We start from the raw sequence: 12,366 nt of genomic DNA on the forward strand, positions 1-12,366 counted from the left end.
TGGATGAGCAGATTGTTAGTTCATTCGGTTAGTGATGTCAATAAAACTAACAAATTGAATCGCGCGGCCGCATCCGGGCCTGTCGGCGGATCGCCAGCATCGCCAAGCCGAATGATCAGTCAATCATCTGAAAGAATTGAAGTTATTCGCCGGCTCGCGCCGACACTTCGCCCGAGTCAGACAGGAAAAAAAATCGCGCCCGCAGCAGCACATCGCCCTCGACCGCCGCTCGTACCGCTGCTTCGCCGTTAGTATCGCCGACAATCACCACGTCGCCCGCCCCGTCCGCCGTCCCCCGCGCACGCTCGAGAAACAGCCGCGTCAGCGCGGCAGCCACCGCGCCGCGCGGCACGCAGCACGAACACCCGATCCCATGTCCGAATCGCCGCACCGCCTCCGCCGCAAACCCACCCACGACCCGCGCGCCGGCAGGCGGCGCGAACCCCTCCTGCACCAGCACCGCATCTCCCGGCGCCACCGCCCCGCCAAACCTGATCGCGATCCGCATTCCTGCTCCGTTTTCGCTCCGGCCGCCGCCTTGCGGCACGGTCCGATCCTGCATGATCGGGTAAAGATGCTCTAACCTTCTGCGCCCTCGCCGGCAGCCGCGCCGGTCGAATCGGCGATTGTGCGACCGCCGCGCCGCCCCGGCGCCGCCGTCACCACCAGCCCGGCGATCACCAGCGCCGCCCCCGCCCAGCCCACTGCCGGCAGCCGCTCGCCGACGACAACGACCGCCAGCACCGCCGCCACCACCGGCTCGACCAGCGTGATCGTCGTCGCGACACTCACCGGGATCCGCGCCAGCCCGATGCCGAAGCAGAGATAGCCGAGAAACATCGGCACCGCCGCCATGTAAACGCCCACCGCCGCATTGCCCCATGAATCGAGAAACGCGCCGCCGGTCGCCAGCAGCACCGGCATCAGCAGCGCGCCGCCGATCCCGAACGTCGCCCCCATCGCCACCACCGAGCGGATGCCGCGCAGCATCATCCGCCGCGCGGTCCAGGCATAGAGCGCGTAGGTCAGTCCGCCGACGAGGCCGAGCCCGATCCCGAGGCTGCTCCCTTCGCCCGACGCCGCCCCCGGTTCCGACAGGGCGAGCAGCGCCATGCCGGCAATCCCCGGCAGCGCCCCGGCGGCCCAGCGCGCGGAGAGCCGCGTGCCCGCGTGTGCGCGCTCGATCAGCGCCGAGAAGATCGGCGCCGAGCCGAGGGTCACCACCGTCCCCACCGCCACACCGGACAGCCGCATCGAGCTGTAGAAGGCGAGGGGATACAGCGCCACCGCGACACCCCCGGCCACGAGCAGTCCTCCGTGCCGCGCCAGCGCCGGCAGGTCGCGCAGGATGCGGGGAGCGGCGAGCAGCGCCTGCAACAGCCCGCCGATCCCCATCGCCGCGGCACCGATCGCCAGCGGCCCGACCGCGGGCGCGAAGGTCGCGGCCGTGCCGGTGGTGCCCCAGACCAGCGAGGCGAACAGCACCGCCGCCACCCCGACCGCAAAGCCGCCGTCTTGCCCAGGGGCACTGTCATTGCCGCGCACAAGCGCGCTGTGATCGCCGTGTCCGCGCGCGCCGCCGTCCCCGGCCACCGTCATCCCGCCCTCCATCCTTGCCCCGACCGCGAGGTCGTCCAATGAGGGCTATTTCCGGCCTCCGCACCGAAACCGCAATCGGGCGGACTTCATGTCGGGAATGTCGCGGCCTTCAGCAGCAGCGAGGCAGCGAGCAGCAGCATCGTGACGCCAACCACCCGGTCCAGCACCCACCATGCGGCGGGCCGGCCGAACACCGGGCGGAGCATACGCGCGCCGAAGCCGAGAGCGGCGAACCACGAGAGGCTGGCGCTCATCGCCCCGGCTGCGAAAACCGGCCGCAGCGCCACCGGCTGCGTCGCCCCGATCGCGCCGAGCAGCAGCACTGTGTCGAGATAGACATGCGGGTTGAGAAAGGTGAACCCCGCCGTCGCCAGCAGCGCCCGGCGCAGCGTCACCCGCTCGCCCGCGCCGAGATCCACCGCCGCCAGCGCCTGCCGCCGCAGCGCCGCGATGCCGTTCCAGCCGAGAAACGCCGCCCCGCCCAGCGTCAGCACCAGGGTGAAGCGCGGCGCGGCGCCGATGAACGCGCCGACCCCGCCCACCCCGGCGGCGATCAGCACCGCATCCGCGAGGGCGCAGAACGCCACCACCGCGCCCACATGCTCGCGCCGCAACCCCTGCCGCAGCACGAACAGGTTCTGCGCCCCGATCGCGATGATCAGCGCCGCCGAAGCCGCATAGCCGGCGAGAAAGGAAGCTGCATATCCGCTCATGCGTCAGCCTATGGCCGCGCCGATCAAATCAGGAAAGCTTGTTTTTCTAATGTGAACGAAGTAGCGCTTCATTCGTGCTGGATTATCCCGCCCTTGCCGCCCTGCGCGCGGTGCTCCGCGAGGGCAGTTTCGAGCGCGCCGCCGCCGTGCTCGGCGTCACCCCGTCCGCGATCTCCCAGCGTGTCCGCGGTCTTGAGGAGCGGATCGGCGCGATCCTGATCATCCGCGGCCAGCCCTGCACGCCGACCGCGCTGGGCAGCCGCCTCTGCGCGCACGCCGATCGCGTCCATCTGCTCGAAGCCGATCTCGCGCCGCTCCTGCCCGAGGCGGACGCCGGCCATGCGCCCACCCTGCGCATCGCGGTCAATGCCGACAGTCTCGCCACCTGGTTCCCCGACGCCGTCGCCGGTTTCAGCCGCGACAGCCGGACCCTGCTCGACCTCGTGCTGGACGACGAAGCCCACACCGCCGCCCGCCTGCGCGCCGGCGAGGTGCTCGCCGCCGTCACCGCCGATCCCGAACCCGCCCAGGGCTGCCGCACCATTCCGCTCGGCGCGATGCGCTATGCCGCCTGCGCCAGCCCCGCCTTCCTCGCCCGCTACTTTCCCGGCGGCATCACCGCCGCCACCCTGGCATCCGCCCCGCATCTGCGGTTCGACCGGCGGGACACGCTGCAAGCGCGCTGGGCCATGGCGGCGCATGGCGCCAGCCTCGCCGGCCCGACCCATTTCGTGCCCTCGCCGCATGCGTTTCTCGATCTCGCGCTGGCCGGCCTCGGCTGGGGCCTGCACCCGCTCGCGCTGGCCGCAGCGCATCTCGCCGCCGGCCGTCTCGTCGAACTGCCCCCGGCTCAGCGGCTCGACGTCGCACTCTACTGGACGGTGGCCCGCCTTCACGCCGCCCCGCTGCGCCGCCTGACCCGCGATGTCGCCGCCGCCGCCCGCCGCCATCTCGCCTGATCCCGAGCGCCGCCGTGCGTAATGGCTGTCGATTGCCAATACCAAAAAGTTACTTTAACTGCCGCGCGCATGACCGGAACGTCATCCTGCGTGCCCGCCGAATGGCTCGACCGCCATCCTCTCCGATCTGGACGACCTCCGGTGCCGCGACCGGCAGCCTCCCCGGCCTGATCCACGACCAGTCGATCGGCGATCCCAATATCGGCTGGACCAGCCAGGCCCTCGGCCATCTCGCTGCGGAAGACTGGCTGCACCTGCGCCTGCCCTGGTGGAACCCCGATAACGGCATCGGCCTGCCGCTCGCCGGCGAAATGCAGCCGGAGGCCTTCTTTCTGCCCTTCATGCTGCTCCTTGCCCTGCCGGCGGGCGTCGTCTGGCTGCAAACCCTGATGCAGGCCATGGTCGGCCTCGCGACCTACGCCCTGTTCCGCCGGCTGTCCCTCGGCCGCTTCGCCGCCCTCGCCGGCGCGCTGCTCTTCGCCTTCAACTCCGTCTTCGCCGATCCGCCACATGTCGGCGAACTCTGCGTGATGCCCTTCCTGCCCATCCTCCTGCACGGCATCGAGGATGCGCGCGACGAGGCTCACCCCCACCGCGCCGTCATCCTCGTCGCGCTCGGCATTGCCTTCTCGATCCTGGCCGGCTTCCCCGAGGCTGCCTATGTCAACGGCCTGTTCGCCCTCGCCTGGGCCGCCTTCCGCCTCGTCCGCGCCCCGCGCCGGGTGTGCTTTGCCCTGCGCATCGCCGCCGGCGGATTCTGCGGCCTCGCCATCGCGGCGCCGCAACTCGTTGCCTTCGCCGATGCCCTGCTCGCCAGCGGCCAAATCGGCGGCCATAATTACGGCCTGCAAGTCATCCCCGTGCGGGGCATCGCCGGCATCCTCGTGCCCTATGTCTTCGGCCCGCTGAACGACTTGCTCGGACGTGGTGCCTTGTTCTTCATTGCCGAAAATACCGGTCGCTACTTCGGCCTGCTGCCCATCCTCGCCGCCCTGTTCGGGCTGATCGCGGCGCGCGATCGCGGCCTTGCCTGGTTCCTCGGCGTCTGGACGCTGCTCTGTCTCGGCCGCCTGTTCGGCTTCCCCTCGACCATCGCCGCCAGCCTCCTCATCCCCGGCCTGATCAAGGTCATGTTCTGGCGCTACGCCACCCCCATCTGGCTGTTGCCGATCGCGACCCTCGCCGCAAGCGGGCTTGACGCGGCCCGCTTTGCGTCGCTGCCGCGCGCCCTGCCGCTGCTGGTGGTCTTCATCCTTCTGGTGCTCTCCGGCGTGCTGGCGGCGCCGTCCCTGCTGCCATGGCACCTCGCCGGCGCCGTCGCCACGATCCAGCTTGCCTGGTATCGCGCCGCCCTCGCCGCCGGCGCCGCCGGCCTGCTGCTCGCCGCCCTCGCGCTCTACGCCCTGCGCGGCGAGGCACGGCGCCTCGCCTTCGCCGCCCTTCTCGCCACCAACGCCATCGCCCTGTTCCTTGTCCCCCGGCTCGGCAATCACCGCGCCGGCACGCTCGATACCGCGGCGATATCCTATCTCCGCACCCATCTCACCCCCGCCCGCGCCTATTCGATCGGCCCAATCCTGGCCAATTACTCCGCCTATTTCGGCTATCCCGACATCACCTACGAATATTTGCCGGACGATCTCTCCTTCGCCCGCTACATCCACGACCATCTCGTCCCGGAGTTCGCCGACCTGCCGCCGGGACTCTTCCAGTCGCCCTACTTTGCCCTCACGCCTGATATCGCGCGTGCTGAATTCCTGCGCCGCGAGCCGGCCTATGCCGCGCTTGCCATCCGCTACCTGATTGCCCCCGCATCCTTCATACCCGCGCCCACCGTCGCCTTCCCGCCGATCAGCGCCAATGCCATGGCCATTCCCCTCGCGCCCGGCCATGCGGTCACCTTCCGCGGCACCGCGTCCGCTGCGCTCGCCAAGCTCCCCGCGTTTACCCGGATCGGCATCCTCCACGGCACCTACGGCAACGCTGCCAACGGCACAGGGATCATCACGATCTGCCCCGGCGCGCCTGGCGCACCCGGCGCCGCCTGCGCGTCCGGCCGCGCGCCGATGCGCGGCTCGCCGGACAACGGGCCCTTCACGGTCAAGCTGAACCATCCGGTCCATCTGCATCAGGGCGAGGCCTTCACCATCACCTTCGCCCATCGCGGCGGGACCAGTCCCGATGCCGTCTGGGCCTACATCACCAGCAGTCCCACCGCCGTCGCGATCACCCTGCCCGACGGCAAGCCGGTCCCCTTCCACACCCCGCGCCTCGTGTTCAGCGCTCCCCCGCCGCCATACCTGGTCCGCGCCTGGTCGGACAATCAGCTCAGCATCTGGCGCCTGACCAACGCCGCGCCGTTCTACACGACCGACCCGGCCTGTTCCCTCGCATCGCCCGGCACCGATCACGTGATTGCCACCTGTGCGGCGCCCGCGCGCCTGACCCGCCGCGAACTCTACGCCGCCGGCTGGCGCGCGACCGACAATGCGACACCGGTTCCGCTCACCCGCACCGGCGAGGTCTTCCAGTCCGTCCCCCTGCACAAGGGGATCAACCGTCTGCGCTTCACCTTCGCGCCGCGCTACAGCCGCTATGCCTGGATCGCCGCGTCTCTCGGCCTCCTCGCGCTCCTGGCCGAGGCGGCGCGCGGCCTCGGCGCAGCAGCGCGGCGCAGGGCAGGGCGCTGAGCCAACCCGCCCTCCCGCCACCTGCCGCCATCTCGCCTGATCCCGCCCGGCGCAACGTGCCCCCGCCGCCGCTCCGGATTGGAATTGTCGAGGCGTTACTATATCTGGTCCCATCATGACCGACATTTCACTTCTCGAAGCCCTCCGCCACCGCGTCCTCCTCTGCGACGGCGGCATGGGCTCGCGCGTCCAGGCCCTCACCCTCGACACCGAGCGCGATTACTGGGGCAAGGAAAACTGCACCGAGGTGCTGAACCTCTCCCGCCCCGACCTCGTGCGCGAAATCCATCGCGGCTACTACGAAGCCGGGGCCGACATGGTGGAGACCAACAGCTTCGGCGGCTCGCCCATCACCCTCGCCGAATTCGAGCTGGGCGACCGCGCCCGCGAGATCAACCGCATCGCCGCCGAACTCGCCCGCGAGGCCGCCGAAACCTTCGCCGACGGGCGCGACCGCTACGTGATCGGCAGCGTCGGCCCCGGCACCAAGCTGCCCACCCTCGGCAACATCGAATACGACCCGCTGGAAGCCGGCCTGGCCGAGCAGTGCCGCGGCCTGATCGAGGGCGGGGTGGACGCCATCCTGATCGAAACCTGCCAGGACACGCTGCAGATCAAGGCCGCCGTCAACGGCGCGAAGATCGCCCGTGCCGAGCTTGGGCGCGATACGCCGATCTTCGTGCAGGTCACCGTCGAGACCACCGGCACCCTGCTCGTCGGGCCGGACATCGCCGCCGCCGCCACCGTGATCCAGGCGCTCGACGTGCCGTTGATCGGCCTGAACTGCGCCACCGGCCCGCAGGAAATGGCCGAGCATGTCCGCTTCCTGTCGCAGAACTGGCCCGGCCTCATCTCGGTCCAGCCCAATGCCGGCCTGCCCGAACTGGTCGATGGCAAGACCCATTACCCGCTCTCGCCGGCCGAACTCGCCTCCTGGCTCGAACGCTTCATCCACGAGGACGGCATCAACCTCATCGGCGGCTGCTGCGGCACCTCCACCCCGCATATCGCCGCCCTCGACGCCATGCTCCGCCGCAATGGCGAGGTTCGCCCGGCACCCGTCCCGCGCAAGCCGGTCTGGATCCCCTCGGTCGCCAGCCTCTACGGCTCGACCCCGCTGCGCCAGGAAAACGCCTATTTCTCGATCGGCGAGCGCTGCAACGCCAACGGCTCCAAGAAATGGCGCGAGCTGCAGGAAAAGCACGACTGGGACGGCTGCGTCTCCATGGGCCGCGAACAGGTCGCCGAGGCCTCCAACGCGCTCGACATCTGCACCGCCTTCGTCGGCCGCGACGAACTCGGCGAAATGTCCGAAATCATCACCCGCTTCACCTCGTCGGTGAACGCGCCGCTGGTGATCGACTCCACCGAAACCCCCGTCATCGAAGCCGCCCTCAAGCTCCACGGCGGCAAGCCCATCATCAACTCGATCAATTTCGAGGATGGCGAACACATCGCCGAAGAGCGCATGGTGCTCGCCCGCAAGTTCGGCGCCGCCGTGATCGCCCTCACGATCGACGAGGTCGGCATGGCCAAGGAGCCGGCGCAGAAGCTCGAAATCGCCACCCGCCTGGTCGATTTCGCCTGCCGTAAGCACGGCCTCCCGCAATCCGACCTGCTGATCGACCCGCTCACCTTCACCGTCGCCACCGGCAACGAGGACGACCGCAAGCTCGGCCTCTGGACCCTCGAAGGCATCAAGCTGATCCGCGATGCCTTCCCCGACATCCAGATCATCCTCGGCCTGTCCAACATCTCCTTCGGCCTCAACCCCGCCGCCCGCGCGGTGCTGAACTCCGTCTTCCTCGACCACGCGGTGAAGGCCGGCATGACCGGCGCCATCGTCCATGTCTCCAAAATCCGTCCCCTGCACCTCATCCCGCCCGAGGAAGTGCAGGTCATGGAAGACCTCATCTTCGACCGCCGCCGCGAGGATTACGACCCCCTCCAGCGCGTCCTCGAAATGTTCGCCGACCGCAAGGCCGCCGACGCGGTGAAAAAGGCCAAGGCCGACACCGTCGAGGGCCGCCTGCGCGACCGTATCGTCGATGGTGACCGTAAGGGCCTCGCCGACGATCTCGACGAGGCGATGAAATCCCACCCCCCGCTCGACATCATCAACAACCTCCTGCTCGACGGCATGAAAACCGTGGGCGAGCTGTTCGGCGCCGGCAAGATGCAGCTCCCCTTCGTCCTGCAATCCGCCGAAACCATGAAAGCCGCCGTCGCCTATCTCGAACCCCACATGGAGCGCCTCGAGGGCCAGCAGAAGGGCACCATCGTCCTCGCCACCGTGAAGGGCGACGTGCACGACATCGGCAAGAACCTCGTCGACATCATCCTCACCAACAACGGCTACCGCGTCGTCAATCTCGGCATCAAGGTTCCCCTGGCGGACATGGTCGCCGCCGCGAGGGAACACCGCGCCCACGCCATCGGCATGTCCGGCCTGCTGGTGAAATCCACCGTCGTCATGCGCGAAAATCTCGAGGAAATGTCCCGCCAGGGGCTCGACATCCCCGTCCTTCTCGGCGGCGCCGCGCTCACACGCAACTATGTCGAGGAAGATTGCGTCGCCGCCTACGCCTCCGGCCGCGTCGCCTACGCCCGCGACGCCTTCGACGGCCTCCACCTGATGGACAAGGTCACCGGCAACGGGTTCGACGATTACCTCGCCGCCCTCCAGTCCAAGCGCCGCGGCAAGGCCCGCAACACCAAGCGCACCCTTGGCCAGGCCGATGTCCGCGGCTTTGCCCCGGTCGACATCTCCGCCGTCCAGATCCGCCGCCGTCGCCTCACCCGCGAAACCCCGGTGCCCACCCCGCCCTTCTGGGGCCCGAAGCTCATCGAGGCGCCGCAGAAAGCCCTCGTCCCCTACATCAACGAACGCTCCCTCTTCCAGTTCCAGTGGGGCTTCCGCAAACAGGGCAAGTCACTGGACGACTTCATGGGCTGGGCCCGCCAGGAACTCCGCCCCGTCATGAAGCGCATGCTCGACATCTGTGCTGCCGAAACCATCCTCAAGCCCCAGGCCATCTACGGCTACTGGAAGGCCGCCGGCCAGGGCAACGACCTCATCCTCTTCGCCGAGGACGGCAGCACCGAACTCGCCCGCTTCACCCTCCCGCGCCAGCCGCGCGACGACGGTGAATGCATCGCCGACTTCTTCCGCGACGTGGACGACGCTGAACGCGACGTCATCGGCCTGCAAGTCGTCACCATGGGCGAAAAAGCCTCCGACACCGCCCGCGCCTGGTTCGAGGAAAACCGCTACCAGGATTACCTCTACCTCCACGGTCTTTCCGTCGAGATGGCCGAGGCGATGGCCGAATACACCCACAAACGCATCCGCGCCGAACTCGGCTTTTCCGCCGAGGACGACCGCGACATGGAAAAAATGCTCGCCCAGTCCTACCGCGGCTCACGCTACTCGTTCGGCTACCCCGCCTGCCCGAACCTCGAAGACCAGACGATGCTGCTCCGCCTCCTCGACGCCGAGCGCATCGGCGTGTCGCTCTCGGACGAACACCAGCTCCACCCCGAACAATCCACCAGCGCCATCGTCGTCCTCAACCCCCACGCGAAGTATTTTTCGGTGTGAGGGGTCGGGCGAGAGGAGGGAAGGGGAGTAAAAGAGCTTCTTTTTGAAAAAAGAAGCAAAAACTTTTGCTCTTTTGACTTTTGGATTACTCGTCGCGCTTGGCCAGCCCTGACACGACGGCCACGAGAATCAGACCGGTCATCCAGCCGAACAGCGTCTCGAACCACACCGCGAACTGTGCAATCCGCCCGCCCCAAGTCCCGGTCTCCGGTCGCCACGTCGCCTCCTGCCCGAGATTGCCCACCGGCAGAAGCACGTTCAGCGAATAGGCCAGCGGATAGAACTGCGGATACTCAAGCCTTATTGCCTTGCAATCCGTCCACCGAACATGCGCCGGCAACCCGCACATTCCGCCATACCGTGAAAACAATGCCTGTGTGGACGGCACGAACGCGCCATCCCATCGCGCCGCGGCGAAATAGCCACCACCAAAGACAAGCCAGACAACTGTGGCAATCATCAGCAGCCTGAGCGGCCGGTATCCATACCCGACCAGCGCGCCATACCCGATATGCAGCAGCCGCGCCGTCTTTCCATAAACTGAACCGCCGACCGCACGCAGCGCCTGACCCACCGAAATCTCGGGCATCTGCCCGATCAGCCCGCACTCCCGCTTGCGCCGCTCGAATGCAATCCCGACCTCTCGGGCGGCCTCGTAATGCCCCATCTCCCGCAGCACCTTGCGGAGCTGCTGCCAGGGCTGCGGCCGGAATGTCGATCCATTGCCATCCTTGCCGCTATGCGCGCCCGGCTGCTGGTCCAGCCAGTCGATCCGCATCTTCGCGTCAGTCGGCGCCGTCCCTCCGAATGCGCCGTAAACGAAGCCGTCGAGCACGACGCCTTTTGCCCATGTTTTGGAATCGTCAACGAGTCGGGAAGCCGTCGCGCTGTTCAGATCGAGGATACCTGCTTCGATCGTGACACCGTCGATCATCAATGTACCGCGGATATGGGCCTGCTGCATATCAATGGCTTTTTGCTTGCCTCGAAATTTTCCTCCGCGGCAAACGAGATCTCCCTCGATTTTCGCCCCGAGCAGCCGCACCTTGCCGGTCGCCGTGAACTTATCGTTGAGGATCACGTTACCACCGACATCGACCCCATCGGCGCTGAGGGCATCATGACCCTCATTTTGGAACGTGCCGCCGGCGCATACGAGATCGCTCCCGATTTTGGCCCCGAGCAGCCGCACCTCGCCAGTCGCCGTGAACTTATCGTTGAGGAACACGTTACCACCGACATCGACCCCATCGGCGCTGAGGGCATCATGACCCTCATTTTGGAACGTGCCGCCGGCGCATACGAGATTGCTCCCGATTTTGGCCCCGGGTAGCCGCACCTTGCCGGTCGCCGTGAACTTATCGTTGAGGAACACGGTACCACCGACATCGACCCTATCGGCGCTGAGGGCATCATGACCCTCATTTTGGAACGTGCCGCCGGCGCATACGAGATCGCTCCCGATTTTGGCTCCGAGCAGCCGCACCTCGCCAGTCGCGACGAACCCGCCCCTCAAAAACAGTGAGCCGTCGCAGGTCAGGCGATCGCCTTGCAAACCCGGCATCTTGCTGCCGGCCAAATTGAGCGAACCTCTGATCCGCGAATCACGGAAAACCGGCGCGGCCTCAAATGCGGATCCCACCATAAGGAGCCCGCCCTTGGTCTCCACCCCTTCCAGATCGAATGCCCCTTCGATCCATGCGCCCTGAAGCTGCACACCCGTCTCATGCACGGGGGCGTCTTCGTCACCGCCTAGTGCCAGAAAGCGGATGAACGTGCCCCGCAACGTCTTGGCGTCGATGGCGCTCTCCGGCCGCTCTTTACCGAAAACCGCGCCCCCGCCCGCCGCCGCGCAATCCAGCAATTTTCGCTCCGCCGTGCTGAGTTTCCCAAACTCCGCCAGCGTGCGTCCTTTTGGCCGCTTCGAGCCCTGAGCATCCGTCATCTTGGCCCACCCGTTAACACCCGGTTCCAACTATCACACCCGAACGAAATCGAAATAAAGCCCCGAAGCAGAATCGCGCCACCGTGCCCGCGCCGTATGGTCGCCCGCTTAGCCCTCGGGACCGGCACCGCACCTCGCGCCGTCGCACGCTCCGGACCCGCATCCATCGTCGGGCAGCCGGCCAGCAGGGATCAATCGGCGTTAGGAGGCTTCGGGATCACCGTTTACGGCCACCGCCAATGCTTCGGCAACTCCGGAAACCCCGCCATCCATGACGGCGTTTCCGCCATCTGGATCGCCTCGGTCGGGGGCAGAATCTCGGGGTCGTCGAACGTGCCCGTCTGCACGTCCACGCTCCCCGGAAACAGTTTTTTGCTCCGGCAGAACAATCCTGGGCCGCATCTCGGGCAGAACGAGCGCTCCACGTCGCCGGAGGAGCGATAGACCGAAACCTCGCCGCTGACCCGGAGCATCCCCTCGTCCACCACCGCCCAGCCCACCACCGGCGCCGCCGCGCAGCGCCGGCAATCGGCGCAGAAACACAGCGAATGCCGCCGGGGCCGCCCGCCGATCACATACCGCACCGCCCCGCAATGGCACCCGCCCGCAATCTCCATCGCCGCCATCAACCCACCATCCGGCCCCGCCGTCTCGCAACCCTATCCCGCCAGCCGCCCTACAAAAATCAAAATCGCCCCCACCAGACCCAAGGCAGGGCAGGGCGCCATCTCGCCTGGTCCCGCGCGCTGCCACGCGTAGCGGCTGTCGATTGCCAATACCAAAAAGTTACTTTAACTGCCGCGCGCATGACCGGAACGTCATCCTGCGTGCCCGCCGAATGGCTCGACCGCCATCCTCT

At 67.5% G+C, this 12,366-nt stretch carries 8 protein-coding genes; 3 read left to right on the forward strand and 5 right to left on the reverse strand.

Annotated elements, in window-relative coordinates; all coding sequences use genetic code 11:
* Positions 1-142 precede the first annotated feature (142 nt).
* The 3 genes from B7Z76_RS13125 to B7Z76_RS13135 form a co-directional block, all read right to left on the reverse strand.
* Positions 143-508 carry a hypothetical protein gene (locus B7Z76_RS13125; RefSeq protein WP_291344435.1) on the reverse strand — a complete coding sequence of 122 codons (366 nt, stop codon included), beginning with the start codon at positions 506-508 and terminating at the stop codon, positions 143-145.
* Positions 509-579: 71 nt separating this feature from the next.
* Positions 580-1,638 (reverse strand): DMT family transporter, encoded by a 1,059-nt coding sequence (locus B7Z76_RS13130; protein ID WP_236656439.1) that lies wholly within the window; start codon positions 1,636-1,638, stop codon positions 580-582.
* Between the two features lie 47 nt (positions 1,639-1,685).
* Positions 1,686-2,312, reverse strand: coding sequence for a LysE/ArgO family amino acid transporter (locus tag B7Z76_RS13135; RefSeq protein ID WP_174504330.1), 627 nt, complete (start codon positions 2,310-2,312; stop codon positions 1,686-1,688).
* 74 nt (positions 2,313-2,386) lie between these two features.
* Between B7Z76_RS13135 and B7Z76_RS13140 the strand changes: the two genes are divergently transcribed.
* The 3 genes from B7Z76_RS13140 to metH all read left to right on the forward strand — a co-directional run bounded on the left by B7Z76_RS13140 (position 2,387) and on the right by metH (position 9,562).
* Positions 2,387-3,271, forward strand: a complete 885-nt coding sequence (locus B7Z76_RS13140; protein ID WP_291344437.1) for a LysR family transcriptional regulator ArgP — start codon at positions 2,387-2,389, stop codon at positions 3,269-3,271.
* Between the two features lie 101 nt (positions 3,272-3,372).
* Positions 3,373-5,961: a hypothetical protein gene (locus B7Z76_RS13145; protein WP_291344438.1), complete on the forward strand. Its 2,589-nt coding sequence runs from the start codon at positions 3,373-3,375 to the stop codon at positions 5,959-5,961.
* Between the two features lie 115 nt (positions 5,962-6,076).
* On the forward strand, positions 6,077-9,562 hold the full coding sequence (gene metH / locus B7Z76_RS13150; protein ID WP_291344440.1) for a methionine synthase: 3,486 nt from the start codon (positions 6,077-6,079) through the stop codon (positions 9,560-9,562).
* A gap of 85 nt (positions 9,563-9,647) precedes the next feature.
* Here the strand turns inward: metH and B7Z76_RS13155 are convergent, their stop codons facing one another.
* Positions 9,648-11,507 (reverse strand): hypothetical protein, encoded by a 1,860-nt coding sequence (locus B7Z76_RS13155; protein WP_291344442.1) that lies wholly within the window; start codon positions 11,505-11,507, stop codon positions 9,648-9,650.
* A gap of 224 nt (positions 11,508-11,731) precedes the next feature.
* Positions 11,732-12,124: a GFA family protein gene (locus B7Z76_RS13160; RefSeq protein WP_291344444.1), complete on the reverse strand. Its 393-nt coding sequence runs from the start codon at positions 12,122-12,124 to the stop codon at positions 11,732-11,734.
* Positions 12,125-12,366: the final 242 nt, after the last annotated feature.

Origin of the sequence: Acidiphilium sp. 20-67-58 (genome assembly GCF_002255515.1) — a bacterium.
GTDB lineage: Bacteria > Pseudomonadota > Alphaproteobacteria > Acetobacterales > Acetobacteraceae > Acidiphilium.